Raw genomic sequence first — 25,536 nt, 5'->3', positions numbered from 1 at the left:
CACTTCGGCAGACTCACTGTGCCTTGATCGCCATCGCCTGCAGGCCGGTGCCATCCAGCTTCTGCTTGGCTTCAGACAGTTCACCTGCACTGCCATACGGCCCCATGCGCACGCGGTACACGGTCTTGCCGTTGATCTGCGCCGATTCCACGCGTGCCGCCAGGCCCATCATCGCCAGCTTGGCCTTGGTCGCTTCGGCATCGCCGGAGGCACCGAACGCACCCGCCTGCAGGATGTAGCGGGCATTGTCGGCGGCAGCCGGTGCCGCAGCGCCTGCGGTAGTGGCAGCGGTCGGCGCGGTTTCCGCACGCGCTGCCGGAGTGGCGGCGGCGGTGCTGGTCGACGCCGTCGGCGTGCTGGCCGGAGGCGTTGCCGCAGCCGGTCGTTCGCTCAGCGGTGCCGGCAGCGGACGGCTGGTGGCGGTCACCGGCGCGGTGCTGGCCACGCTGGCGGTTGCCGTCGGTGCGGGCGCGGTAGCCGCTGGCGGCGGAACCGGCTTGCCTTCCAGTGCCGCCTGCGCGCGCTGCGCTTCAGCCTTGGCCCGGCGCTGGTCTTCAGCACGCGCGCTGGCAGCCAGCTCGGCGTCGGACATTTCAACTTCCTTGCCCGGCAGCAGGGTGTAGAAGTCGTACTGGGTGGCGGCCGGCTTTTCCGGTTCGGCCGGCTTCGGCGTGGCCGGCTGCGCGGCCGGCCCGGTGCCGACATCGCTGTCGGCATCAGCGACCGGGGCAGGCTGCGCGTTCGGGTTCGGCTGCGGACCGGCGCGCAGGAAGCCATCGCCTTCGCCCTTGAACAGGTTCGGCGCCGCCAGGAACACCACGGCCGCAATCGCCACGCCAGCGACCAGCCACACCCATCCGGGTGTGCCCTGGCTGCTGCTGTTGCGTCGTGCCTGGTTTTTGCCGCGTCGTGCTGCCATGTGTACTGCGTCTCCTGATGCTTACATTTTTTCCGGGGCGCTGACGCCCAGGAGTTCGAGGCCGTTGGCCAGCACCTGGCGCGCGGCGCAGGCCAGGGTCAGCTTGGCGTTGCGATCCGCAGCGTCTTCCACCAGCACCGGCGTCCCGTGATACCACGTGTGGAACGCGTGCGCCAATTCACGCAGGTACTGCGCCACCAGATGCGGTTCCAGCGCCACGCCGGCCGCCTCCACCACTTCCGGGTACCGCGAGATCTCGTTCATCAGCAGCAGCGAGGCGTCGTCGGCCAGGCGGCCGAGGTTGGCCAGGCCATTGCCCTGTTCGTACACCAGGCCCTTCTCCTGTGCCTGGCGCAGCAGGCTGCAGACGCGGGCGTGCGCGTACTGCACGTAGAACACCGGGTTGTCGTTGCTCTGCTGGCGGGCCAGGTCGATGTCGAAGGTCAGCTGCGAATCGGGCTTGCGCGCGATCAGGAACCAACGGGTGGCATCGCGGCCGGCCTCCTCGATCAGGTCGCGCAGGGTGAAGTAGCTGCCGGCACGCTTGGACAGCTTCACTTCCTCGCCGCCACGCATGACGGTGACCATCTGGTGCAGCACGTACTCCGGCCAGCCCTGCGGGATGCCCACTTCCATCGCCTGCAGACCGGCGCGCACGCGTGCCAGCGAACCATGGTGATCGGCGCCGAGCTCGGTGATCGCGCGCTCGTAGCCGCGCTGCCACTTGGACAGGTGGTAGGCCACGTCCGGCACGAAGTAGGTGAAGGTGCCGTCGGACTTGCGCATCACGCGGTCCTTGTCGTCACCGAAGTCGGTGCTGCGCAGCCACAGCGCGCCACCTTCTTCATAGGTATGACCCGAGGCCTGCAGCTTGGCGACCGCTTCGGCGACTTTGCCGTCGGCGTACAGCGAGCTTTCCAGGAAATAGATGTCGAAGTCGACGCCGAACGCGGCCAGGTCCAGATTCTGCTCGTTGCGCAGGTAGGCCACAGCGAAGCGGCGGATCGCCTGCATGTCGTCCGGGTCCTTGGCACCGACCACGGTGCTGCCTTCCAGATCGACGCTGGCGCCGGCCATGTAGGCGCGGGCGACGTCGGCGATGTATTCACCGCGGTAGCCACCTTCCGGCCAGCCATCCTGGTCCGGCGCGATGCCCTTGATCCGCGCCTGGGTGGACAGCGCCAGGTTCTCGATCTGCACGCCGGCGTCGTTGTAGTAGAACTCACGCTTGGCGTTCCAGCCGTTGGCGTCGAGCACGCGCGCCACGCAGTCGCCGATCGCCGCCGCGCGGCCATGGCCGACATGCAGCGGGCCGGTCGGGTTGGCCGACACGTACTCCACGCCCACCGTGCGGCCATTGCCGGACAGGTTGCGGCCGTAGTCGTGGGCTTCCTTGATGACCGACGCGGCTTCACGCTGGTACGCGGCCGGCGCCAGGTGGAAATTGATGAAGCCGGGGCCGGCGATCTCGACCTTGCTGACGTCCTCGCTGCGCGGCAGTGCCTCGACCAGCGCCTGTGCCAGTGCACGCGGATTGCTGCGCGCGGCCTTGGCCAGCAGCATCGCGGCGTTGGTGGCGAAGTCGCCGTGGTCGCGGGTCTTCGGGCGCTCGACCACGAAGTCCGGCGGCAGGGAGTCGGCGGGCAGGGTGCCATTGGCGCGCAAGGCTTCGATGCCTTGGCTGATCAGGGCGCGGAGGAGATTTTTCACGAGGCCTGCTGTGAGAATGAGCGGCGGAATCGCCCATTTTAGCGCAGATACCAGCGGCCACGCTGACCGAAACCTGCCTGTGGGGGCGACCGATGGCGCCTGGAGGGCGGGCGCTCAGCCGAACAGGCGGGGCTGGGGCGGCGACAGCAGGCCTCGTTCAGCAAACGAAACGGGGCGGCCCTCACCGACCACGAAGTGGTCCAGCAGGCGCACGTCCACCATCGCCAGTGCCTGCTGCAGTTCGTCGGTGATGCGGGTATCGGCGCTGGAGGGTTCCGGGTCGCCGGAAGGGTGGTTGTGGCTGAGGATCACCGCTGCCGCGTTGTGCAGCAGGGCGCGCCGCACCACTTCGCGGGGGTAGACCGGTGCGGCGTTGATGGTGCCGTGGAACAGCTCCTCGCAGGCGATCAGCCGGTGCCGGTTGTCCAGGAACAGGGCCATGAAGATCTCCCGGGCCTGCCCCCGCAGGCGGTGCTGCAGATAGCGGCCGACCGCGGCCGGGTTGTTGCCGACCGCTTCGCCGTGTTCCAGCTCGGCAGCCAGGTAGCGGTGGGCCAGTTCCAGCCCGGCAGCCAGCGTACAGCTGCGCGCCGGGCCGAGCCCGGGCAGGCGGGCCAGGTCACGCGCGGGGCGGTCCAGCAGCACCCGCAACGGGCCGTGCGCCTGCAGCAGGTCGCGCGCGGTCTGCACGGCATCGCGGCCACCGAACCCGGAGCCGAGAAACAGGGCCAGCAGTTCGGCGTCGGAAAGTGCCGTGGGCCCGCGCGCGATCAGCTTCTCGCGGGGGCGTTCCTGTTCGGGCCAGTCATGGATGGGCATGCCTGCATCATCGCCAGCCTGCGTGACGGCTCCCATCGGTGCATACCGCAGCACTGGGTCGGACGATGCCTCACCCGCGTCGGGTCTGCAGATAGTCGAACAGTTCCTGGTTGTTCTGCAGGCCCAGCTTGCGCTTGGCTTCGGCCTTCTGCCGGCTGATGGTCTTCGGGCTGCGCCCGCAACGCTCGGCGACGGCATTCACGCTGAGGCCGGCCGCCAGCAGATCCAGCACTTCCTGTTCGCGTGCCGACAGCGGCGACGGTTCGCGTGGAAACAGCAGGTCGCGCGCCTGCAGGTGGTGGCGCAGCTGCTGGGAGACGAAGACCTGCCCGGCCAGTGCGGCGTTCAGTGCCTGCGGCAGTTCGGCGAAATCGGCGCATTTGTCGACCAGCCCACTGATGCCCTCGCGCAGCAGTCCGTCCAGCAGCCCGGGATGGCGGGCGCCGGTCAGCACCACCACCGGCAGCCCGGGGTGACGCACGCGCAGCGCGTCGATCAGCTCTGGACCGTCCGGGCCGTCACCCGGCATCGACAGGTCGGTCAGCACCGCATCGCAGTCGTGGTGGTCCACCAGCTCCAGCAGCTGGGCGCCGTCACGTGCACTGCCGACGATGTCCATCAGGTGGGTCTGCAGCACGATACGGATGCCATGCAGGACCACGGGATGGTCGTCGGCAATGATGATGCGTGGATGCACGAGGCTCCTCGAAGGTCGAACAGGCCACGGCAGACGGCAGCCAATGCCTGATTCTGCAAAAGCGCAGACCCGTAGAGGTATAGGAAAGGTCCGAAACCGATGCCCGGCTAGCCCAGGGTCAGGCGCAGCGCGCTCCATCTACTGATAGCTGTCCGCTATGTGCACCCTGCACCGGGACATTACCGACCATCGGGTAAGCTAGCGCCCTCGTTTGCACAGGAATTCCAGGTGGCTGACTCCCCCAACGCTTCCCCCGCGCCGGCCCGCGCGCTGGAAGGTCAGAAACTGCTGTTGTGCGTCGGAGGCGGGATCGCGGCCTACAAGGCCCTGGAACTGGTGCGGCGCCTGCGCGACGCCGGTGCCCAGGTGCAGGTGGCGATGACCGCCGGTGCCCAGCAGTTCGTCACTCCGCTCAGTTTCCAGGCCCTGTCCGGGCAGCCCACCCGCACCACGCTGTGGGACAGCGCCGCCGAACAGGCCATGGGCCACATCGAGCTGGCGCGCTGGGCGGACCGCATCGTGGTTGCCCCGGGAACCGCCGATCTGCTGGCCCGGCTGGCCCAGGGCCATGCCGACGACCTGGTCAGCACGCTGTGCCTGGCCAGTACCGCGCCGTTGACGATCTGCCCGGCGATGAACCATCGCATGTGGCTGCACCCGGCCACCCAGGCCAACATCGCCCTGCTGCGCCAGCGCGGCGCGCAGGTGATCGGCCCGGTCGACGGCCCGCTGGCCGAAGGCGAGTCCGGTCCGGGGCGTCTGGCCGAACCGGGCGACATCGTGGCCGCGCTGGCCGCCAATGGCAGCAGTGCCGCGGCCGTTGCCGCGCCGGAAACCCGCGCGCTGCAGGGCCTGCGCCTGCTGATCAGCGCCGGCCCGACCTATGAAGACATCGATCCGGTGCGCTATGTCGGCAACCGCAGCAGCGGCAAGATGGGCTTTGCCCTGGCCGCGGCCGCCGCCGCGATGGGCGCACAGGTGGTGCTGGTCAGCGGCCCGGTACAGCTGCCGACGCCGCTCGGCGTGCAGCGTGTGGACGTGCGCTCGGCCGCGCAGATGCGCGATGCCGTGCTGAAGTCGCTGCCGGCCGACATCTATATCGGTGCCGCTGCGGTGTCTGACTACACGCCGCGCCAGGTCGCGCCGCAGAAGCTGAAGAAGACCGCCGACAGCCAGTCGCTGGTGATCGAGCTGGTGCGCACGCCGGACATCCTTGCCGAGGTGGCTGCGCAGACGCAGTCGCTGAAGCTGGTGGTCGGCTTTGCCGCCGAAACCCACGACGTGGAGAAATACGCGCGTGGCAAGCTGGTCGACAAGCGCCTGGACCTGGTGATCGCCAACCAGGTCGGCATCAGCGGCGGCGGTTTCGAGAGCGACAACAATGCCGCCACGGCCTTCTGGCAGGACGGTGAACAGGTATTCCCGGCCACCTCCAAGCGTGAGCTGGCCGAACAACTGCTGGCGCTGATCGCGCGGAGACTCCAGGCATGACCCAGGCTTTCACTTCCCAACCGCTGCAGGTCAAGCTGCTCGATCCGCGCTTCGGCGACAGCTGGCCGCTGCCGGCCTACGCCACCGAAGCCAGCGCCGGCATGGACCTGCGCGCGGCGCTGGATACCGCGCTGACCCTGCAGCCGGGTGACACCGCGCTGGTGCCCAGCGGCCTGGCCATCCACATTGCCGACCCGAACCTGTGCGCGGTGATCCTGCCGCGCTCGGGGCTGGGCCATCGCCACGGCATCGTGCTCGGCAATGGCACCGGCCTGATCGACGCCGATTACCAGGGCCCGCTGCTGATCAGCGTCTGGAACCGTGGCCGCGAGGCCTTCACCATCGAGCCGGGCGATCGCATCGCGCAGCTGGTGATCGTGCCGATTGCCCGCGTCAGCCTGCAGGTGGTGGATACTTTCACCGACAGCGTGCGGGGAACGGGTGGATTCGGCCATACCGGGGTGCGTTGACAGGGGACATCGATGAGCGGCATCGGGGAAGGACAGCGGGGACGGTCGTTGGGACGCAGTGCGCCACTACTGGGGGTGCTGCTGATCCTGCTGGCCGGCTGGTTCGGATGGAGCGCAGTGCAGCAATGGCGCCAGGAGGCCAACGGCCAGGCGCTGGAAGCTGCACGTGACCAGGCCGTGCAGGGCCTGCAGGAGGCCGCTGCCGGCCAGCTGAAGCAGCTGCAGCAGCAGCTGAAGAACGAGCGCGTGCAGCAGGCGCTGCAGGCCGGTGATGCCGCTGCGGCGGCACTCGCGGTCCGCGAGAGCTGGACCGGCGTCGAGCACGCCGAGGTACTGACCGCCGATCTGGCCAACGCCTACGCCGACCCGGCCGCCTTTGGCTATGCCCGATTGGCGCTGCTGGAAGCGGCATTGGCCGAAGGCAAGCCCAGCCTGCGCGTGGTCCGCGATGGCGGTGGCAATCGCCTGGGCCTGGCAGCGCCGGTTCAACTGGGCAGTCTCGGCCCGGCGGTGCTCTACGTGCGCCAGCCATTGCTGCGGCTGACCTCGCCGCTGGACCAGGTGAGTGCGCCATCGGCCGGTTTCCTTGGCCTGCGCCAGGGCGCGCATGACCTCGTCGCCCAGGGCGATGCCGGCCTGGCCGAAAGCGCCGAAGCATTGGCGCGGCCGATTCCGGGGACGCCGTTGCGGCTGGTGGCCGCGGTACCCAATGTCGAACCTGGTCCGCTGGGCCTGGGTTCGCTGGCCAGCGCCATCGTTGCGCTGCTGCTGGCGTTCATCGCCGTGCTGCTGGTGGTGGGGCGCGGCCGCCTGCCGAAGTCGCTGCCGCTGCCGCGTCGGGCGACCGTGGCGGAAGCCGATCATGGCCCGACCCTGAGCGAGAGCCTGCAGATGGCGCCGCCGCCGGTGGCCGAGGCCAGCACAACTGAAAGTGCACCGCCGCCCCCGCCACCGGTTCCGGCCGAGGAACTGGCGGCCGGTATCTTCCGCGCCTACGACATCCGCGGCGTGGTTGGCAGTGAACTGACGCCGAAAACGGCGGCGCTGATCGGCCAGGCCATCGGCACCGTGGCCCTGGAGCAGGGCCTGCGCGAGGTGGTGATCGGCCGCGACGGCCGCCTGTCCGGCCCGGAACTGGCCGCAGGGTTGGCCGAGGGCCTGAGGCGCGCCGGTTGCGCGGTGATCGACATCGGCCTGGCACCGACCCCGGTCGTGTACTACGCCGCCTTCCATCTGCGTACCGGCACCTGCGTGGCGGTCACCGGCAGCCATAACCCGCCCGAGTACAACGGTTTCAAGGTGGTCATCGGCGGCGAGACGTTGTCCGGTGATGCCATCACCGATCTGTACCAGCGCATCGTCGAAGGCCGCCTGGTACAGGCCGCCGAGCCGGGCGATTACCAGCAGCGCGATGTCAGCGCCGACTACATCCAGCGCATTGCCGACGACGTGCAGCTGGACCGCCCATTGAAGGTCGTGGCCGATGCCGGCAACGGCGTGGCCGGCGCGCTCGCGCCGCAGCTGCTGGAAGCGATCGGTGCGGAAGTCATCCCGCTGTACTGCGATGTCGACGGTACCTTCCCCAACCATCATCCCGACCCCAGCGAGTCGGCCAACCTGGAAGACCTGGTGCAGACGGTGAAGCGCTTCGGTGCCGATCTCGGCGTCGCCTTCGATGGCGACGGTGACCGCCTGGGCGTGGTCACCGGCGAAGGAAAGATCATCTATGCCGACCGCCTGCTGATGCTGTTCGCCGCCGACGTGCTGATGCGCAATCCGGGCGCGATGGTGATCTACGACGTGAAGTGCACCGGCAAGCTGTCCGACCACGTGCTGCGCAATGGTGGCAGCCCGCTGATGTGGAAGACCGGGCATTCACTGATGAAGGCGAAGATGCGCGAGACCGATGCCGAGCTGGCTGGCGAGATGAGCGGCCACTTCTTCTTCAAGGAGCGCTGGTTCGGTTTCGATGACGGCCTGTATGCGGCCGCGCGCCTGCTGGAGATCCTGGCCCAGCGCGAGGAGACTCCGGACGAGGTACTGGCAGAGCTGCCGGAGATGGTGGCCACGCCGGAGCTGAAGGTGCCGGTGGCCGAAGGCACGCCGCATGCGCTGGTGGCGATGCTGGTGGCGGCGGCGCAGTCGCCGGACAACCCATATGTGGGCGGTCGCCTGTCGACCATCGACGGCCTGCGCGTGGACTTCTCCGATGGCTGGGGCCTGGCGCGCGCCTCCAACACCACACCAGTGCTGGTGCTGCGCTTCGAGGGCAATGACGAGGCGGCGCTGGAACGCATCCAGGCGCTGTTCCGCAGCCAGCTGCAACCGGTGCTGGGCGACACCCCGCTGGGGTTCTGAGGTGGGGCCGGGCTGCGCCCGGCACCCGCCGAAGCAACGGCAGCAGCAACATCAACATCAACATCAAAAGCGGGCTATCCGCGGGATGGTGGGGCGGTGTCGGAGTGCGGGGACGCCGCAAGTACGTCCCTGTAGGCTTGGCAGCCGCTTGCTCGTGTGCGCTGTCCTGCGCACACGGCAAGACCGGGGTTGGGCGTCCTGCCCAACCCGCCCGAGGCATGCCTCGGGCCCATGCGGCTGACACCCCGCACTCCGACACCGCCCCACCCCTGACAATTTCCGCGATCTGTCGGAACGGAATGAACTGCTCTTGGTAGGTGTCGACCTTGGTCGACACAGTAGATCCACGCCATGCGTGGATGCTCTTCCGGATTCGCTTTGGTGGTTGCCGACCGTTGGTCGGCACGCCTTCACCCCTTGAACCGCAGCCCGACGCCCGGTTCGGTGAACAGGTAGCGCGAATCCAGCGCTGAATCGCCCAGCTTGTGCCGCAGCTTGCCGACCAGGATGCGCAGGTAATGGGTGTCGTGCTGGTGGGTCGGGCCCCAGATCTCCTGCAGGATCTGTGGCTGGGTCACCACCCGCCCGGCGTTGCGCAGTAGCAGCGACAGCAGCGCGTACTCCTTGCGGGTCAACGCTACCGGCTCGCCATCCAGCGCCACTTCACGGCGGACCAGGTCCACATGCAGGTGGCCATCGTCGAATACCGGCGGCGTGCCATCACTGGGCACGCTGCGCGTGCGCAGCAGCGCCCGCACCCGCGCCATCAGCTCCTGCGTGCCGAACGGCTTGGTCACGTAGTCATTCGCGCCGGTATCCAGCGCACGCACCTTCTCCGCCTCGCCGGCACGCACGGTCAGCATGATCACCGGCACCTGGCTCCACTGCCGCAGTTGTTCCAGCACCTCGTGGCCTTCCATGTCCGGCAGGCCGATATCCAGGATCACCAGATCCATGTCCTCGCTGGCGGCCAGCTGCAGGCCTTCCTGGCCGGTGGCGGCCTGCCGCACCTGGTAGCCCTGCGCGCGCAGGCTGATGTCCAGGAACCGGCGGATCTGGGTTTCATCATCGATCACCAGCACGCGCGCGGCCGGCACGCTGGCATCAATCGGGGTCGGGCTCATCGTGGGAGGCTGGCTTGAGCAGGGGCAGGGTGATGCGGATCAGGGTACCGCGACCGTCGCGTCCGGGCAGCGCCTGCACGCTGCCGCCATGCGCGCCGATCATGCCCTGGCAGATGGTCAGGCCCAGGCCGGTGCCATGGCGGCCACGGTCGCCACGTTCGACGCTGTAGAACATGTCGAAGATGCGCGCACGCTCGTCGTCGGGAATGCCGGGGCCGGCATCGATCACGTCGATGCGCAGCTGGCCGTCCAGTTCACGCGCCTGCACCTGCACGGCAGCATCCGGCGGTGAGAACTTGGCCGCGTTTTCCATCACGTTGAACACCGCCTGTTCGACCAGCGCCGGGTGTACCCAGATCGGCGCCAGCGTGGCCGGAATGTCCAGCTCCAGCCGCACCTTCGGCTGGTAGCGCTGCAGGCGCCGTGCGGCCGAGCCGATCAGTTCGTCCACGCCGATCCAGTCGCGGTTGATCTTCAATCCCTCGTGGCCGAGGCGGGTCATGTCCAGCAGGTTCTGGATGTAGCGGTCCAGCCGTTCGCCCTCGACCAGGATGGTGTCGAGCAGGGCACGGCGATCGGCCGTATCCATTGCCGCACCATAGCTGGCCAGGCTGTCGGCCGAGCCGATCATCGCCGCCAGTGGCGAGCGCAGGTCGTGCGACACCGAAGAGAGCAGCGCCGAGCGCAGTCGCTCGGTCTCGTTGCTGACGTGCGCCTGCTCCAGTTCGGCCACCAGCCGCGTGCGCAGCGCAGCCTGCGCGATGTCATCGACCATTGCTTCGGCCAGCTGCCGTTGCTCGGGCAGCAGGCGCGCCTGTGCACCGGGCAGATACAGGCCGGCCACGCCGATCGCGCGGTCCTCGCCATCCAGCAACGGCAGGAACCACCACTGCGCGCCGGCCAGGGTGTCGGTGAAGCGGCCACTGGGCTGGCCATGGCGCAGCGCCCAGTCGGCGGCGGCCAGGTCGGTGTCGCCGGGCTGGCTGCGGCCACCGGTTGCGGTATCGGCGCCGATCCGCAGCCACGCCGGCACGTCCATCGCCTGTTCCAGTGCATGCCGACCTGCCTGCGCCACCTCGCCGTTGCCGGCGGCACTGGCCAGTTGGCGGCCCAGCTGCTGGCGCGCACGTGCATGGCGGTTGGCCGCGCGCAGCGCGATCACCTGCATGCGCAGGCGCGAGGCCAGGCGCCCGGCCACCAGTGCCGCGGCCAGGAACAGGAACACGGTGATCACGCCCTGGCGTGCACCGATGGCGAAGGTGAAGCGCGGCGCGATGAACAGGAAGTTGTAGGCGAGGAAGCACAGGATCGCCGCCATCACCGCCACGCTGGCGCGCGTGCGCGCAGCGACCAGCACCACCGCCACGATGAACACCATCGACAGATCGGCCATGCCCACCCAGCGTTCGGCCAGCCATGCCACCGCACAGGCCAACGCGGTGGCGATCAGTGCCTGCGCCGGTTCGTAGCTGATGCCGCGCACCGGCGGCAGCAGGCCCTCGCGGCGCGAGCGCGCACGTGCCTGCGGCGTGCTGATGATGGTGATCTCGTAATGCGCGCCGCGCTGGATCAGCTGCTGGGTCAACGTTCGGTTGAACATCCGCGCCAGCGGGCGCTCGCGGGTCCGCCCCAGCACCAGGGTCGACACGCCGTTGTGCGCGGCGTGGTCGAGCAGGGCGTCGGCGATGCTCGATCCGTGCAACAGCTCGGCGTCGCCGCCCAGCCGCCGTGCCAGGGCGAAGGCCGCATCGATCTCGCGCTGGGTCGCCTCGTCCTGGCGTCGTCCCTGCACGGTCACCACGGTCCATGGTGCGTCGCGGCGTTCGGCGATGCGTCGCGCCACGCGCACCAGGTATTCACTCTGGCCGCCGCCGTCGATCGCCACCAGCACGCCGCGGCGCAGCGGCAGGTTGCTCTCGCCGCGTGCAGCGCGTGCTTCGCGCAGGCTGCTGTCGACGCGGTCGGCCGCTTCCTGCATCGCCAGTTCACGCAGCGCGGTCAGGTTGGCCGGCGAGAAGAACGCCTGCAGCGCCTGCGCGGCCTGTTCCGGCACATAGACCTTGCCCTGCTGCAGGCGCGCGATCAGCTCGCGCGGCGGCAGGTCAACCAGCACGATGTCGTGCAGGCGGTCGAGCACGACATCGGGCACGGTCTCGCTGACCCGCACGCCGGTGATGCGCATCACCACATCGTTGAGGCTTTCCAGATGCTGGATGTTCACCGTGGTCCAGACGTCGATGCCGGCATCCAGCAGCTCCATCACGTCCTGCCAGCGCCGCTCATGGCGGCTGCCCGGCGCATTGCGATGGGCCAGTTCGTCCACCAGCACCAGCGCCGGATGCCGTGTGAGCACGGCATCCAGATCCATCTCCTGCAGGATGTGGCCGTGATAGGCCACTTCCTTCAGCGGCAGCTGTGGCAGGCCCTCCAGCAGCGCCTGGGTATCGGCGCGGCCGTGGGTTTCCACCAGGCCCACCACCAGGTCGACACCGCGGCGCAGCTGTTCCTGTGCGCGGGTCAGCATGGTGTAGGTCTTGCCCACGCCCGGCGCCGCACCGAGGAACACGGTCAGCTTGCCGCCGGCTTCGCGTTGCAGGCCTTCGACCAGGGCATCGGCCTGGCGGGTACGCGCATCAGTCATGGGGGCCATTGTGCGCGCAGCCGGTGCAGGCCGGCATCACGGTGCCTTGGCCGCGTGGTCCAGCGCGAAGTTCAGCGTCACCACGTTCACCCGCGGCTGGCCGAACAGGCCCCACTGGCGCCCTTCGGTATGCGCCTGCACCAGTGCCTGCACGCGCTCCACCGGCAGGCCGCGGGCACGTGCCACGCGTGCCACCTGCAGGCGCGCCGCCGCCGGCGACAGCTGCGGATCCAGGCCGCCGGCGGACTGGGTGACCAGGTCCGCTGGCACCTGCGCCGGGGCGACACCTTCGCGCGCGGCCACTGCAGCCGTGCTGGCGGCAACACGCTCGGCCAGGGCCGGGTTGCTGCGCGCCATGTTGGAACCGGCCGCGGCCATGGGGTCGTAGTTGGCTGCCGACGGACGTGCCTGGAAGTAGCCGTCACCGGTGAACGGCTGCGACAACCATGCCGAGCCGCGTACCTGGCCGTTGCCATCGCGCAGCAGGCTGCCCTCGGCCTGGGTCGGGTAGGCCAGGCCGGCAAAACCGGTGGCGATACCGGCGTAGACCGCACCGGCCAGCAGCAGGGTGGCCAGGCCCAGGCCGATCGCCGGGCGCCAGCTGGCGCCGTCCTGCAGGCTGGCCACGCGGGCCTCGGCTTTTGCTTCGCGGGACAGGGAGGTGGAGGTGGAAGCGGAACGGTTCATGCGCCGAATACCAGGACAAGAAGGAGGTCAATTACCTTGATCGCTGCGAACGGCAGCAGCACGCCGCCGAGGCCGTACACCAGCATGTTCCGGCGCAGCAGTGCGGTTGCAGTGGCCGGGCGGAAGCGCACGCCACGCAGGGCGAGCGGGATCAGGGCGGGAATCACCAGGGCGTTGAAGATCAGCGCTGCCAGCACCGCATTGCGCGGGCTCGACAGCTGCATCACGTTCAAGGCGGCCATGGTCGGAACGGCCGCGGCGAACAGCGCCGGCAGGATCGCGAAGTACTTGGAGACGTCGTTGGCCAGCGAGAAGGTGGTCAGCGCGCCGCGGGTGATCAGCTGCTGCTTGCCTACTTCCACCACCGCCAGCAGCTTGGCCGGGTCCGAATCGAGGTCGACCATGTTGCCGGCCTCCTTCGCCGCCTGCGTACCGGAGTTCATCGCCAGACCGATGTCGGCCTGGGCCAGCGCCGGCGCGTCATTGGTGCCATCGCCGACCATCGCCACCAGGCGGCCACCGGCCTGCTCCTGGCGGATGCGTGCCAGCTTGTCTTCCGGGCGGGCCTCGGCGATGTAGTCGTCGACACCGGCTTCGGCAGCGATCGCGGCGGCGGTCAGCGGGTTGTCGCCGGTGATCATCACCGTGCGGATACCCATCGCCCGCAGCTGCGCGAACTTCTCGCGCATGCCGTGCTTGACCACGTCCGACAGCTCGATCACGCCCAGCACATGGCGGCCCTCGGCCACCACCAGCGGGGTGGCTCCATTGCGCGCGACCTGCTCGACGCGCCCGGCCAGTTCCGCCGGCACGTTGCCGCCCAGCGCCTGCACGTGGGCACGGATCGCATCGGCGGCACCCTTACGGATCTGCCGCCCATGTTCCAGGTCCACGCCGGACATGCGGGTCTGCGCACTGAACGCCAGGTACTCGGCGTGGTCCGGTTCGGCGGTAGCGCAGCCCTGTTCGCGCGCCAGGCGCACGATCGACTTGCCTTCCGGGGTCGGGTCGGCCAGCGAAGACAGCAGTGCGGCCTCGCGCAGCTGGCTGGCATCGATGCCGGCCAGCGGATGGAAGTGGCTGGCCTGGCGGTCGCCGTAGGTGATGGTGCCGGTCTTGTCCAGCAGCAGCACGTCGACGTCGCCGGCCACCTCCACCGCCTTGCCCGACTTGGCCAGCACGTTGGCGGCCAGCGCACGGTTCATGCCGGCGATGCCGATGGCCGGCAGCAGGCCGCCGATGGTGGTCGGGATCAGGCACACCAGCAGCGCGATCAGCAGCAGCGGATCGACCTGCACGCCCACGGCCGCGCCGATCGCCGGCAGCGTTGCCACCACCACCAGGAAGGTCAGCGTCATCGCCGCCAGCAGCAGGGTCAGCGCGATCTCGTTCGGGGTCTTCTGGCGGTTGGCGCCTTCCACCAGCGCGATCATCCGGTCCAGGAAGCTGTGGCCCGGTTCGGCGGTCACCCGCACGATGATCTGGTCGGACAGCACCTTGGTGCCGCCGATCACGCCGGAGCGGTCGGTACCGGCCTCGCGCAGCACCGGCGCCGATTCGCCGGTCACCGCCGCTTCGTTGATGGTGGCCAGGCCCTGCACGATCTCGCCATCGGCCGGCACCAGCTCACCGGCGCTGACGATCACGTGGTCGCCGGGGCGCAGTTCGGCGGCCGGTACCTGGGTTTCGGCGGCACCCGGCTGCGGTGCCGCCAGCCGGCGCGCCACCAGGTCCTGGCGGGCACGCCGCAGCGACGCGGCCTGGCCACGGCCACGCGCTTCCGCTACGGCTTCGGCGAAGTTGCCGAACAGCACGGTCACCAGCAGGATCGCGGTCACCGCCAGGCCGAAGCCCAGCGGCGCGTTGCCGGTCAGGGTGACGATCGCGGCGACGATCGTGCCGGCCATCACCACCGCCATCACCGGGCTGCGCACCAGATGCATCGGCGACAGCTTGAGAACCGCTTCGACCAGCGCACGGCGCAGGCCGGCGCCATCCAGCAGGGCAGGGCGCGCTGCGTGGGTATTACGGGTTGAGCTTGCTTGGGTACTCATCAGGGTGTCCTTAGTGCAGTCCCAGGCTCAGGTGGTCGGCGATCGGGCCGAGTACCAGCGCCGGCATGAACTGCAGCACGGTCAGGATGACGATCACCGAGACCAGGGTCAGGGCGAAGGTCGGGGTTTCGATCTGCAGGCTGCCGGCAGACTCCGGGGCCTGGCGCTTGGCAGCCAGCTGTGCGGCCACCACCAGCGGAATGATCAGCAGCGGGAAGCGGCCCAGCAGCAGTACCAGCGAGCAGCTCAGGTTCCACCACAGCGTGGCGTCGCCCAGCCCTTCGAAGCCCGAGCCGTTGTTGGCGTAGGCCGAGACGTACTCGTAGAAGACCTGGCTGATGCCATGGAAGCCGGGGTTGGAGGTGCCCGCCAGGCCGGGTACGGCCAGGGTGATCGCAGTGAACACCAGCAGGGTGATCGGCTGCAGCAGCACCAGCAGGGCCAGCAGGCGCACCTGTGGCGTCTCCAGCTTGCGGCCGAACAGTTCCGGCGTGCGCCCGGTCATCAACCCGGCCAGGAACACACCCAGCAGCAGATAGACGATGAACTGCTGCAGGCCACAGCCGATGCCGCCCCAGATCGCGCTGACCAGCATGTTGACCATCGCGATGCCACCGCTCAGCGGCGCCAGCGAATCGTGCATGCCGTTGACCGAGCCATTGGATACCTGGGTGGTCACCGCCGCCCACAGCGCGGTGCCATCGGCGCCGAAGCGCACTTCCTTGCCTTCCATCAGCAGCGGCGTGGTGGCGCTGGCGCTATGTCCTTCGCTCCACATCATCGCGCCGGTGGAAAGCAGCGACATGCCCAGCATGCAGCTGAACACCAGGGCGCCGAAGCGACGTCGGCCGGTGAACGCACCGATCATGAAGATCACTGCCATCGGCACCAACAGGATGCCGACGATTTCCAGCGCGTTCGACAGCGGGGTCGGGTTCTCCAGCGGGAAGCTGCTGTTCGGGCCGTACCAGCCGCCGCCGTTGGCGCCCAGCTGCTTGGCTGCGACCATCGCCGCGACCGGGCCCAGCGGCAGCTTCTGTTCGGCCATGCCGGCGCTGGCGTCGATCGGCGTGGCCTGCGGCCCACCGGTCATCGTCGACGGCACGCCCTGGCTGGTCAGCAGCAGGGTCCACACCAGGCATAGCGGCAGCAGGAAGCGCACGCACAGGCGCACCACGTCCACGTAGTAGTTGCCCACCGCCACCTGGCGGTCATCACCGGTACCCGTCGCCGCCGCAGCCTGCGGCGCACGCGAGAACAACGCCCGCAGCGTCGCCACTGCCAGCGCCAGGCCCATCATCGGCGTGACCACCTGCAGGCCGGTGATGCCCGTCATCTGCGAGAGGTAGGACAGCTGCGCCTGACCCGAATAGTGCTGCTGGTTGGTGTTGGTCAGGAACGAGATCATCGTGTGCAGCGCGGTGTCCCAGCGCATGTTCGGGATCTGGTCCGGATTCAGCGGCAACCAGGCCTGCGTCATGAACACCGCCTGGGTCAGTACCGCGACCACCACGTTGCTCAGCACGAAGGCCAGCACGTAGCCGCGCCAGGACATCGAGCGCGACGGATCGACCCCGAACACCCTGTACAGCGGTTTCTCGATCCAGTGGAACAGCACGTCGACCTTCATCGGCGTGCCACGCATCACGCGGGCCAGGTACAGGCCCAGCGGCCACGCCAGCAGCAGGCTGGCGGCAATAATCACAAGCATCTCAGTCATGGCCGGCTCCGCTCAGAACGACTCGGGCCGCAGCACGACATAAAGGAGATAGGCGGCGGCGACCAGCACCAGCACGCCACACAACAACGACAGCCAGGGGGACATTGCAATAGCGTCCTGGTGGAACCCCTCCACCTCAGGCCGTCATCGTCGTCCTGCCGCCCATAAACGCACTACGCGCCGGACCGGGCCGACGCGTAAAGAGTGCATAAATTCCGTGGTCCAATCCGTAACCAGGCCCTGGGTAGCGCCGGGCCATGCCCGGCGACGGGAGCGTGGTCAGCCCGCCGGCACCAGCCCCTTCAGCTCGCGATAGCGTTGCAGGGTGCTGTCGATCTCGGCCTTCAACGCCTGCTGCTGCTGCAGGAATCCGGCTTGCAGCCGTTGCTGCGACTGCAGTTGCACGTGCCGCTGGCGGATCGCCTCGGCCTGCTTGTCGGCCACCTTGCCACCGGCCAGTTCGCGGTCACCTGCGGCCGCCAGCAGCGCCACCAGCGACTCACGCAGGCTGGTGACGTTGTACTCGGCGGTCTTCAGGTTGTTGTCCAGCACTTCCTGGCGCTCGGCGAACACCCGGCGCAGGTCGTCCTCGCTGCCATAGGTGGTCAGCATCGCCTGCTCGGTGCGCTGGCGGGTCTGCGCGGCCATCAGGTCCAGCTGCTGCTGCGCCGCCTCCGTGCTGGCGGCGGCGCGCTCTTCGTCGGTCAACGCGCGCTGGACCTGCGCATTGCGCAGGCCGCTCTTCGCGTTGAACTCCTCGCGGGCATGGTTGACCGCGTCGGCCGGCAGCGAATCACTGCAGATCCGCTCCTTGCCCTCGTTCCAGCAGTACAGCTTCTTTTCCGTCTTGCCGCTGTCGCGCGACTGCGCCGGTACGGTGAACGGCACGGCCAGCAGCAGGCCGGCAAAGAGGACAGCAGGAACTCGGGACATGACCTTTCCCCTGGGTCGGTCAGCGGATCGAACGGACGCCGTACTGGGCCCGGTAGGCTTCCAGCGGCTGCCGGTAACCCACAAGTTCCGGGTTGCCGGAGGCGAAATCAAGCAGGTCGGCCAGCGACGCCACGGCGATCACCGGAATGCCGGCTTCCTCGGCCACCGACTGCGCCGCCGAACGGCGATCGGTTTCCGAAGCGATCTCCTGGCGGTCCAGTGCCACCACGATGCCGGCCGGGGTGCCACCGGCGGCGCGGATGATGCCCAGCGCTTCGCGGATCGCGGTACCCGCAGTGATCACGTCATCGACGATCAGCACGCGCTTGCCGTTCATGTCGGCGCCGATCAGCTGGCCGCCTTCACCGTGGTCCTTGGCTTCCTTGCGGTTGAACGACAGCGGCAGGTCACGGCCACGCTGGGCCAGCTCGCAGGCCATCGCGGTGGCCAGCGGAATGCCCTTGTAGGCGGGGCCGAACACCACGTCGTACTTGATCCCGGTGGCATCGATGGCATCGGCGTAGCAGGCGCCGAGCTGCGACAGCAGCGAACCGGAGTCGAAACGACCGGCGTTGAAGAAATAGGGGCTCAGCCGGCCGGACTTGAGGGTGAACTGGCCGAAGCGCAGGGCGTCGGCGGTCAGGGCCAGCTGCAGGAAACGGTGGCGGTGGTCGCTCATCAAAACTCGATTCATCTTCATTTGGAGCACAAATCCTAATCCAGCTGGGCGTTTCGCGCTCGTCCGGGGCCCTGTGAAGGGTGTCGCGGCCCGGCCTGGCGGACTGCGCAGCCCCGCAGGCAACCGGTATGCTTGCCCGGTTTCCCGCCGCAGGTCCCCCGCATGCGCATCATCAGTTTCAACGCCAATGGCATCCGTTCCGCCGCGACCAAGGGCTTCCTCGACTGGTTCCGGTCCCAGGACGCCGACGTCCTGTGCATCCAGGAAACCAAGGCCCAGGAAGACCAGCTGACCGACCCGATGTTCCGCCCGGACGGCCACCACTGCTTCTACCGCGACGCCATCACCAAGAAGGGCTACAGCGGTGTGGCGATCTACAGCAAGCGCGAGCCGGACCAGGTGATCACCTCGCTCGGCTGGGTCCCGTTCGACGACGAAGGCCGCTACATCGAGGCGCGCTACGGCAACCTCAGCGTAGTCTCCTTCTATATCCCGTCGGGCAGCTCGGGCGACCTGCGCCAGGGCTTCAAGTTCGAAGTGATGGAATGGCTGCGGCCGATCCTCGAGGAATGGGCGCGCAGCGGCCGCGACTACGTGCTGTGTGGCGACTGGAACATCGTGCGTTCGGCGCTGGACATCAAGAACTGGAAGTCCAACCAGAAGAACTCCGGCTGCCTGCCGGAAGAGCGTGACTGGCTCAACGCCCTGTGCGCCGACCACGGCCAGGCCACCGATGTCGCCGCCGGCCGTGGCTGGGCTGACGCCTACCGCCTGCTCAACCCCACCGGCGAGGACTACACCTGGTGGAGCAACCGTGGCGCGGCCCGCGCCAACAACGTCGGTTGGCGCATCGACTACCAGTTCATCACCCCGGGCCTGCGTGACCGCCTGCGCAGCTGCTCGATCTACCGCGACGAGCGCTTCTCCGACCACGCGCCGTTCATCGTGGACTACGACCTGTGACCGAGGCTGCCAAGCCGCGTCGGCCGTGGCAGCAGGTGGTGTCCAACCTGAGCCAGCGCAAGGTGCTGGCGATGCTGCTGCTCGGCTTCAGTTCCGGCCTGCCGATCTATCTGGTGGGCAACACGCTCGGCTTCTGGATGCGCAAGGAAGGCATCGAGCTGAGCACGATCGGTTTCCTGTCATGGGTCGGGCTGGCCTACACCATGAAGTTCCTGTGGGCGCCGATCGTCGATAAGACCGACGTGCCTCTGTTCGGTCGCTTTGGCCGCCGCCGTGGCTGGATGCTGCTGTCGCAGCTGGTCGTGGTGGTGGGCCTGGTCGGCATGGCGCTGGTCCAGCCCAAGGGGGGCCAGATCCAGTTCCTAGGTATCGCCTGGCAGCACATCGTCGTGTTCGGCGTGATGGCCGTGATCGTGGCGTTTGCTTCGGCCACCCAGGACATCGTCATCGATGCCTGGCGCATTGAAAGTGCTGACAACAGCGAGCAGCTGGGCCTGCTGACCTCATCCTCGGCGCTGGGCTATCGCACCGCATTGCTGGTCACCGATGCGCTGATCCTGATCATCGCGGCCCGTGTCGGCTGGCAGGTCTCGTACGAGATCATGGCCGTCCTCATGGCGCTTGGCGTGGTGGCCGTGGTCATGGCCCGTGAGCCCGCGCGGGAAGTGGCTGCCGTGCAGGCTCAGGCGACCTCGCTGTGGACGCCGCGGGGCCTGTTCGACGCCGTGGCGGGGCCGTTCATCGCCTTCGTCCGCGAGCATCGTAGTGGTGCGATCCTGATCCTGGTGGCCATCAGCGTCTATCGCATGGCCGACTTCGTCATGGGGCCGATGGCCAACCCGTTCTACGTCGATCTCGGCCTGGACGAGGACACCGTTGGCGCTGTACGTGGCTCGGTGGGCCTGGTCGCGACCTTCGTCGGCATTGCCGCGGCGGGCCTGGTCTCGGTGCGCTGGGGGGTGCTGGCGGCGCTGATGGTGGGTGCCGTGCTGGGCCCGGCCTCCAACCTGGCGTTTGCCTGGCTGGCCTATTCCGGCCCGGACACCACCCATTTCGCGGTGGCCATGGCAATCGACAACTTCGCCAGCGGTTTCGCCGGTACGGCGCTGATCGCCTATATGTCGAGCCTGACCAGCATCGGATACACCGCAACCCAGTACGCGCTGCTGAGTTCGTTCTACGCGATGCCAGGCAAGGCGCTCAAGGGGCTCTCGGGGTGGTCGGTACAGACGCTCGCACAGGGCCGGACGCTGCTGGAAGGCTACGCGCTGTTCTTCGTCGGTACCGCGCTGGTGGCGATCCCGGTGGTGATCCTCTGCGCCCTGCTGATCCTGCAGCAGCGTCGTCGCCAGGCCGCAAGCGCCACCTGATTGCCTGCCCGCCCGGTCTGCGGGATCATCGCCCCCGACGCGCCGAGGGGGCGGTGCCTTGCGAACGGGGAAGTGAGCATGGCCGACGTTGTGCTGCGGGACCTGGACCCGCTGCTGCTGGAACGTATCCGACGTGTCGCGGTTGCCCGCGGCTGGACCCACGAACAGACCTGCGCCGCCTTGCTGGAGCAGGGCCTGTTCAGCAGTGAACTGGAGGTCCGCTCCGGCTTCGGCGATCCCGAAGTGGACGCGCTCTCCGACGCCATCGCCGCCCTGCAGGCCCTGCCCGCAGGGCAGGGCTTCGATTAGTGCCCATGTAGCGTCGAGCCACGCTCGACCGCCGTTCCCGGTAGATCCACGCTATGCGTGGATGACCACCTCACGCCAGATGTATCGCCCCTAGGATCCGCGGCCCCGTCGCCCCGGTCACGCTCGGCAGGTTGCCGGCCAGCCCGTCCATCGTCCGCTGCGCCAGCCAGGCGAAGCCCATCGCTTCCACGTACTCCGGGTCCAGCCCATGCACCGCGCTGGACTCCACCTGCACCCCCGGCAGCCGTGCAGCCAGCCGCTTCATCAGCTGCCGGTTGCGCACCCCGCCGCCGCACACCAGCAGGCGCCGGGTCTGCGGCTGCTGCGCCAGCAGCGCATCGGCCACCGTCGCCACAGTCAGCTCCAGCAGGGTGGCCTGCACATCGGCGGCAGCGTACTGGCCTTCGCCCATGTGGGCCTCGGCCCAGGCTAGGTGGAACTGCTCACGGCCTGTGCTCTTCGGCGGCGGCAGCGCGAACCACGGCTCCGAACGCCAACCCGCCAGCAGGCTCTCGTCCACCGCGCCACTGGCGGCATACGCGCCGTCGGCATCAAAGGTGCGGCCGGTGTGGCGCTGGCACCAGGCATCCATCAGCGCGTTGGCCGGGCCGGTATCGAAGCCACGCACCGCGCCTTCGCGCGGGATCAGGGTCAGGTTGGCGATGCCGCCCAGGTTCAGCACCGCGCGGTCTTCGTCGGCGGTGCCGAGCATGCCGAGGTGGAAGGCTGGCATCAGCGGCGCCCCATGGCCCCCGGCCGCCACGTCGCGGCGGCGGAAGTCAGAGACCGTGGTGATCCCGGTCAGCTCGGCGATGCGGTTGCCGTCGCCCAGCTGCACGGTGAAGGCGGGGTTGGCCAGCGGACGATGGCGCACGGTCTGGCCGTGCGAGCCGATCGCGCGCACCTGGCTGCGGTCCACCCCGGCCTCGGCCAGCAGTTGATTGGCGGCTTCAGCGAAGCTGATCGCGATCCGCGCGTCCAGTTCGCCCAGCTCCTCCAGCGAGTCCAGCGGGCCCCCTTCGCCCAGTGCCACCAGCCGCGCCCGCAGCACCGGCTCCCAGCGGGCGGTCAGGCCATGCACGAAGCGGCAGCCAGCGCCGCTGGGGAACTGCACCAGCGCGGCATCGATGCCATCGGCGCTGGTGCCCGACATCAGGCCAAGGTACAGGGGGGCGTCAGCGTCGACAGTTGTGTTCATGGCAGGCATAAAAAAAGGACGCGGCAAGCTTGGGCTGCCGCGTCCTTCTTCGTCAACGCAGGGGCTCAGCCGCGCTTGCGGCCGGTTGCCTGTTTGTCCTTGGCGCTGGCAACCTCGGGGGCGGCCTCGTCGCGGCTGGTCGGTGCCGGGCTGGCGTCGGCGTAGATCAGCTTCTCCATGCCCTGGATGCGCGCCATCGCCGGTGCGGTCTGCGCGCGGAAGGCGACCAGCTCGGCGCCCTTCAGCGGCTCCGGCGGCGGCATGGTCACGGTCAGCGGGTTGCGGTGCTCGCCGTTGACGCGGAATTCGTAGTGCAGGTGCGGGCCGGTCGCCAGGCCGGTCGAGCCGACATAGCCGATCACCGTGCCCTGGGCCACGCGCTGGCCGGTCTTGATGTTCGCAAAGCGCGACATGTGGCCGTACAGGGTGGTGTGGCCGCGGCCGTGGTCGAGGATCACCACGTTGCCGTAGCCGCGCTGCACCCCGGCGAACTGCACGCGGGCGTCGCCGGCGGCCATGATCGGGGTGCCGGTGCGCGCGGCGTAGTCCACGCCCTTGTGCATGCGCATCTTGCCCAGCACCGGGTGCTTGCGCGCGCCAAAGGTCGAGCTCAGCCGTGCGAACGGGATCGGCATGCGGATGAAGCTCTTCTTCAGCGAACGGCCGTTGATGTCGTAGTACTCGGACTTGCCGTTGCGGTCGAAGCGGAAGCCGGAATAGGTCTTGCCACCGGTGGTGAAGGTCGCCGCCAGGATCTTGCTGGTGTCCACCTTCTCGCCTTCGCGCCAGGTTTCATCCATCACCACGCTGAAGCGGTCGCCCGGCTGCAGGTCCTTCGAGAAGTCGATGTCGTACTTGAAGATGTCGTCGGTCATCGTCGCGATCGCCGACGGCGACAGCCCGGCGCGCCTGGCCGCGGCATACAGCGAGCTGGTGATCTCGCCGCTGGTGACCACCGTGCGCGTGGAGGTCTCGCGTTTGGTCACCTTCTCCTTGATGTCATCGCCGGCCAGGCTCAGTTCCACCCGGTTGTCGGCATCACGGTCGAAGCGGATGCTGCGCAGGTCACCGGACAGCGGCATGTCGAAGGCGATCTCGGCACCCGGGCGCAGCTTGGTCAGCGCCTCACGCGCACCTGGGTGGTCCAGTACCCGGTGCAGGGTGGTGGCCGGAATGCCGGCCTTGTCGAACAGGTCGCTCAGGGTCTGGCCGCGCTGCACCCGCAGCACCTGCCAGCTGTCTCCGGGCACCTGCTGCTGGCGGGCCATGGTCAGCGGCGGCAACGGCAGCGCCAGGCTGGTGTGGCTGTCGGCGAAGGGCGCGTCGATGGTGTGCGAGAAGCCGGGGACGATGGTCGCCACCAGGGCGCCGATGGTCGCGAACAGGCTGGCATGCATCCAATGACGGCGGGTCCAGCGCTCATTGAAGGCGGCGGGAAGATGTTGCCTGAGCTTCCGATGCAGGGCGTTGTCGTGCAGGACGTGGAGGCGTTCCTGGAAGCGCTGCTTGCGTGCGCGCCCTTGTTCGGAATTGTGCATCGGCGGTTTTTTCCTGGCAGCCCGGGAGCGCGGGCCTGATCGCCGGTTACCATAGACACCTGAGAAAACGGCGTCAAACCCTTGTGCCCATTGGCTTTTGTGAAGCCAATCGGGTTAACTTTGCTTTAACACCCCACACAAGAATCGGCGTTGCCGGGAGTAGTCACGTGTCCTCGATTGAAGAAGCCCTTGCCCTGATCGGCCGTGGTGCCGACGAGATCCTCAAGCTCGAGGATCTGCGTGCGCGCCTGCAGGAAGGCCGCCCGCTGCGGATCAAGGCCGGCTTCGACCCCACCGCGCCGGACCTGCACCTGGGCCATACGGTGCTGCTGAACAAGATGCGCCAGTTCCAGGACCTCGGCCACCAGGTCATTTTCCTGATCGGCGACTTCACCGGCATGATCGGTGACCCGTCCGGCAAGAGCCTGACCCGCAAGCCGCTCAGCCGCGAGGACGTGCTGGCCAACGCCCGTACCTATGAGGAGCAGGTGTTCAAGGTGCTGGACCGCAGCCGTACCGAAGTCCGCTTCAACTCGGAGTGGTTCGGCAAGATGGGCGCGGCCGATATGATCCGCCTGGCCGGCCAGCACACCGTGGCGCGCATGCTCGAGCGCGACGACTTCGCCAAGCGTTACGCTGCCCAGCAGTCCATCGCCATCCACGAGTTCCTGTACCCGCTGGTGCAGGGCTACGACTCGGTGGCCCTGGAGGCCGACGTCGAACTGGGCGGTACCGACCAGAAGTTCAACCTGTTGATGGGCCGCGGCCTGCAGGAGCACCACGGCCAGAAGCCGCAGGTGGTGCTGACCATGCCGCTGCTGGAAGGCCTGGACGGCGTCAACAAGATGTCCAAGTCGCTGGGCAACTACATTGGTATCAGCGAACCGGCCATCGACATCGTCACCAAGACCATGAAGGTGGACGACACCCTGATGTGGCGCTGGATCGAGCTGCTGTCCTTCGACATCAGCCAGGCCGAAGCCCTGCAGCTGCGCGAGCAGGTGGCCAATGGCGGCCTGAACCCGCGCGTGGTCAAGCTGCGCCTGGCACGTGAACTGGCCACCCGTTTCCACGACGCCGCGGCGGCCGAGCAGGCCATTGCCGGCTGGGAAGCGGCGGTGACCGGGCAGGGCGACATCACCCAGCTGCCGCTGCAGGACGTGGCGATCCCGGCCGAAGGCCTGCGTATCGCCGCACTGCTGACCGCGGCCGGCCTGACCCCGAGCAACTCCGAAGCCAACCGCAAGCTCAAGGAGCGTGCGGTCAAGGTGGACGGTGAAGTGGTCGAAGACGGCCAGCAGGTGCTGCAGCCGGGCTTCGAAGGCCTGCTACAGGTCGGCAAGCGCACCTTCGCCCGCGTGCGCCTGGTCGCTGCCTGACACCAGGGAAGGGCCGGCGCAGCCGGCCCTTCCCTTTTGTAGAGTCGAGCGCTGCTCGACTGCTCTTGCTCTTCGCGGGGTCCTCCCGCAGAGCGATGGATGAACGGATGCAACATCCGTTGAAAAAATCGCCACACCCCCTTCACAAATGATGCGAATGGGGACATACTTCTCCTCCCCCGTCGCAGGGGTCGCCACCAAGGGGCTTCAGCGACAACAGGGCGCCCATCACCGCCGAACGAGATGATCGAACGAAGGTGTTGACGGACTGAAAAAGTCTGGCATAATGGGCGGCTCGCTACGAAGGAAACTTCGCAGCACACGGGAACGGCGCTGAGGCCGCTTCCCAGGATCTTTGAAAGTATGCGCAGGTATCTTGTGAAGGCGCCTGCAGGAAGGATGATTGTCCATCTTGCAGACGTTTGATCAAGCAACTATTAATTGTTTTAAAGCAAGCGATACGTTGCCAGAATCAAT

The 25,536-nt window shown here is 68.2% G+C and carries 21 protein-coding genes; 7 read left to right on the top strand and 14 right to left on the bottom strand.

Features of this window, described 5'->3' with window-relative positions; translation table 11 throughout:
* Positions 1–13: 13 nt before the first annotated feature.
* The 4 genes from V3B48_RS10745 to V3B48_RS10730 all read right to left on the bottom strand — a co-directional run bounded on the left by V3B48_RS10745 (position 14) and on the right by V3B48_RS10730 (position 4,145).
* Positions 14–919 (bottom strand): SPOR domain-containing protein, encoded by a 906-nt coding sequence (locus V3B48_RS10745; RefSeq protein WP_329893713.1) that lies wholly within the window; start codon positions 917–919, stop codon positions 14–16.
* A gap of 21 nt (positions 920–940) precedes the next feature.
* Positions 941–2,629 (bottom strand): arginine--tRNA ligase, encoded by a 1,689-nt coding sequence (gene argS, locus V3B48_RS10740; protein WP_012478915.1) that lies wholly within the window; start codon positions 2,627–2,629, stop codon positions 941–943.
* Positions 2,630–2,743: 114 nt separating this feature from the next.
* Complete coding sequence (gene radC, locus V3B48_RS10735; protein WP_032130338.1) at positions 2,744–3,448, bottom strand: DNA repair protein RadC; 705 nt, start codon at positions 3,446–3,448, stop codon at positions 2,744–2,746.
* Positions 3,449–3,518: 70 nt separating this feature from the next.
* The gene (locus V3B48_RS10730) at positions 3,519–4,145 is read right to left on the bottom strand and encodes a response regulator transcription factor (protein WP_049421484.1); all 627 of its coding nucleotides are present in this window, start codon (positions 4,143–4,145) and stop codon (positions 3,519–3,521) included.
* A gap of 228 nt (positions 4,146–4,373) precedes the next feature.
* On the opposite strand from V3B48_RS10730, the gene coaBC reads away from it, so the two are divergent.
* Genes coaBC through V3B48_RS10715 form a run of 3 tightly spaced genes read left to right on the top strand, consistent with a single transcriptional unit; the run spans position 4,374 to position 8,464 of the window.
* Positions 4,374–5,636, top strand: coding sequence for a bifunctional phosphopantothenoylcysteine decarboxylase/phosphopantothenate--cysteine ligase CoaBC (coaBC, locus tag V3B48_RS10725; protein ID WP_329893712.1), 1,263 nt, complete (start codon positions 4,374–4,376; stop codon positions 5,634–5,636).
* Positions 5,633–6,106 carry a dUTP diphosphatase gene (gene dut / locus V3B48_RS10720; protein ID WP_032130326.1) on the top strand — a complete coding sequence of 158 codons (474 nt, stop codon included), beginning with the start codon at positions 5,633–5,635 and terminating at the stop codon, positions 6,104–6,106. The genes coaBC and dut overlap by 4 nt, the downstream gene beginning before the upstream one ends.
* A 12-nt stretch (positions 6,107–6,118) precedes the next feature.
* Positions 6,119–8,464, top strand: coding sequence for a phosphomannomutase/phosphoglucomutase (locus tag V3B48_RS10715; protein WP_329893711.1), 2,346 nt, complete (start codon positions 6,119–6,121; stop codon positions 8,462–8,464).
* A gap of 410 nt (positions 8,465–8,874) precedes the next feature.
* Here V3B48_RS10715 and V3B48_RS10710 read toward each other — a convergent pair whose 3' ends face one another.
* From V3B48_RS10710 to pyrE, 8 genes are all read right to left on the bottom strand, one after another.
* A complete protein-coding gene (locus tag V3B48_RS10710; protein WP_004153862.1) occupies positions 8,875–9,588 on the bottom strand; it encodes a response regulator transcription factor in 714 nt (237 codons plus the stop codon).
* Positions 9,569–12,229, bottom strand: coding sequence for a sensor histidine kinase KdpD (locus tag V3B48_RS10705; protein WP_329893710.1), 2,661 nt, complete (start codon positions 12,227–12,229; stop codon positions 9,569–9,571). Before V3B48_RS10705 ends, V3B48_RS10710 begins: the two co-directional genes overlap by 20 nt.
* Before the next feature lie 36 nt (positions 12,230–12,265).
* Positions 12,266–12,916 carry a potassium-transporting ATPase subunit KdpC gene (gene kdpC / locus V3B48_RS10700; RefSeq protein WP_329893709.1) on the bottom strand — a complete coding sequence of 217 codons (651 nt, stop codon included), beginning with the start codon at positions 12,914–12,916 and terminating at the stop codon, positions 12,266–12,268.
* Positions 12,913–14,970, bottom strand: a complete 2,058-nt coding sequence (gene kdpB, locus V3B48_RS10695; protein WP_197616047.1) for a potassium-transporting ATPase subunit KdpB — start codon at positions 14,968–14,970, stop codon at positions 12,913–12,915. The genes kdpC and kdpB overlap by 4 nt, the downstream gene beginning before the upstream one ends.
* Before the next feature lie 10 nt (positions 14,971–14,980).
* On the bottom strand, positions 14,981–16,690 hold the full coding sequence (gene kdpA, locus V3B48_RS10690) for a potassium-transporting ATPase subunit KdpA (RefSeq protein ID WP_197616048.1): 1,710 nt from the start codon (positions 16,688–16,690) through the stop codon (positions 14,981–14,983).
* A 12-nt stretch (positions 16,691–16,702) separates the two neighbouring features.
* Entirely contained in the window at positions 16,703–16,795 is a 93-nt protein-coding gene (locus V3B48_RS10685; protein WP_005407770.1) for a potassium-transporting ATPase subunit F, read from the bottom strand.
* Positions 16,796–16,969: 174 nt separating this feature from the next.
* A complete protein-coding gene (locus V3B48_RS10680) occupies positions 16,970–17,623 on the bottom strand; it encodes a hypothetical protein (protein WP_032128443.1) in 654 nt (217 codons plus the stop codon).
* Positions 17,624–17,642: 19 nt separating this feature from the next.
* Positions 17,643–18,302 (bottom strand): orotate phosphoribosyltransferase, encoded by a 660-nt coding sequence (pyrE, locus tag V3B48_RS10675; RefSeq protein WP_010486876.1) that lies wholly within the window; start codon positions 18,300–18,302, stop codon positions 17,643–17,645.
* A gap of 162 nt (positions 18,303–18,464) precedes the next feature.
* On the opposite strand from pyrE, the gene V3B48_RS10670 reads away from it, so the two are divergent.
* From V3B48_RS10670 to V3B48_RS10660, 3 genes are all read left to right on the top strand, one after another.
* Positions 18,465–19,265, top strand: a complete 801-nt coding sequence (locus V3B48_RS10670; protein ID WP_329893708.1) for an exodeoxyribonuclease III — start codon at positions 18,465–18,467, stop codon at positions 19,263–19,265.
* The gene (locus tag V3B48_RS10665) at positions 19,262–20,635 is read left to right on the top strand and encodes an MFS transporter (protein WP_032128445.1); all 1,374 of its coding nucleotides are present in this window, start codon (positions 19,262–19,264) and stop codon (positions 20,633–20,635) included. The genes V3B48_RS10670 and V3B48_RS10665 overlap by 4 nt, the downstream gene beginning before the upstream one ends.
* Before the next feature lie 78 nt (positions 20,636–20,713).
* Positions 20,714–20,944 carry a hypothetical protein gene (locus V3B48_RS10660; RefSeq protein ID WP_005420465.1) on the top strand — a complete coding sequence of 77 codons (231 nt, stop codon included), beginning with the start codon at positions 20,714–20,716 and terminating at the stop codon, positions 20,942–20,944.
* Positions 20,945–21,014: 70 nt separating this feature from the next.
* Here the strand turns inward: V3B48_RS10660 and V3B48_RS10655 are convergent, their stop codons facing one another.
* Positions 21,015–22,142, bottom strand: coding sequence for an anhydro-N-acetylmuramic acid kinase (locus tag V3B48_RS10655; RefSeq protein WP_197616049.1), 1,128 nt, complete (start codon positions 22,140–22,142; stop codon positions 21,015–21,017).
* Positions 22,143–22,207: 65 nt separating this feature from the next.
* Positions 22,208–23,680: a peptidoglycan DD-metalloendopeptidase family protein gene (locus V3B48_RS10650; RefSeq protein WP_032128447.1), complete on the bottom strand. Its 1,473-nt coding sequence runs from the start codon at positions 23,678–23,680 to the stop codon at positions 22,208–22,210.
* Positions 23,681–23,847: 167 nt separating this feature from the next.
* On the opposite strand from V3B48_RS10650, the gene tyrS reads away from it, so the two are divergent.
* Entirely contained in the window at positions 23,848–25,059 is a 1,212-nt protein-coding gene (tyrS, locus tag V3B48_RS10645) for a tyrosine--tRNA ligase (protein WP_100437695.1), read from the top strand.
* Positions 25,060–25,536 lie beyond the last annotated feature (477 nt).

This window comes from Stenotrophomonas sp. SMYL20, from assembly GCF_036320045.1.
In the GTDB taxonomy this organism is placed as follows: domain Bacteria; phylum Pseudomonadota; class Gammaproteobacteria; order Xanthomonadales; family Xanthomonadaceae; genus Stenotrophomonas; species Stenotrophomonas maltophilia_A.
Note: the sequence above shows the minus strand (reverse complement) of the source record. Positions and strands in the feature narration are given on the sequence as shown.

Coding starts and splice junctions, on each gene's coding strand:
- V3B48_RS10745 (WP_329893713.1), bottom strand. CDS start 919: ATGGCAGCACGACGCGGCAAAAACCAGGCACGACGCAACAGCAGCAGC.
- radC (WP_032130338.1), bottom strand. CDS start 3,448: ATGCCCATCCATGACTGGCCCGAACAGGAACGCCCCCGCGAGAAGCTG.
- dut (WP_032130326.1), top strand. CDS start 5,633: ATGACCCAGGCTTTCACTTCCCAACCGCTGCAGGTCAAGCTGCTCGAT.
- V3B48_RS10715 (WP_329893711.1), top strand. CDS start 6,119: ATGAGCGGCATCGGGGAAGGACAGCGGGGACGGTCGTTGGGACGCAGT.
- V3B48_RS10710 (WP_004153862.1), bottom strand. CDS start 9,588: ATGAGCCCGACCCCGATTGATGCCAGCGTGCCGGCCGCGCGCGTGCTG.
- V3B48_RS10705 (WP_329893710.1), bottom strand. CDS start 12,229: ATGACTGATGCGCGTACCCGCCAGGCCGATGCCCTGGTCGAAGGCCTG.
- kdpC (WP_329893709.1), bottom strand. CDS start 12,916: ATGAACCGTTCCGCTTCCACCTCCACCTCCCTGTCCCGCGAAGCAAAA.
- kdpB (WP_197616047.1), bottom strand. CDS start 14,970: ATGAGTACCCAAGCAAGCTCAACCCGTAATACCCACGCAGCGCGCCCT.
- kdpA (WP_197616048.1), bottom strand. CDS start 16,690: ATGACTGAGATGCTTGTGATTATTGCCGCCAGCCTGCTGCTGGCGTGG.
- V3B48_RS10685 (WP_005407770.1), bottom strand. CDS start 16,795: ATGTCCCCCTGGCTGTCGTTGTTGTGTGGCGTGCTGGTGCTGGTCGCC.
- V3B48_RS10680 (WP_032128443.1), bottom strand. CDS start 17,623: ATGTCCCGAGTTCCTGCTGTCCTCTTTGCCGGCCTGCTGCTGGCCGTG.
- pyrE (WP_010486876.1), bottom strand. CDS start 18,302: ATGAGCGACCACCGCCACCGTTTCCTGCAGCTGGCCCTGACCGCCGAC.
- V3B48_RS10670 (WP_329893708.1), top strand. CDS start 18,465: ATGCGCATCATCAGTTTCAACGCCAATGGCATCCGTTCCGCCGCGACC.
- V3B48_RS10660 (WP_005420465.1), top strand. CDS start 20,714: ATGGCCGACGTTGTGCTGCGGGACCTGGACCCGCTGCTGCTGGAACGT.
- V3B48_RS10655 (WP_197616049.1), bottom strand. CDS start 22,142: ATGAACACAACTGTCGACGCTGACGCCCCCCTGTACCTTGGCCTGATG.
- V3B48_RS10650 (WP_032128447.1), bottom strand. CDS start 23,680: ATGCACAATTCCGAACAAGGGCGCGCACGCAAGCAGCGCTTCCAGGAA.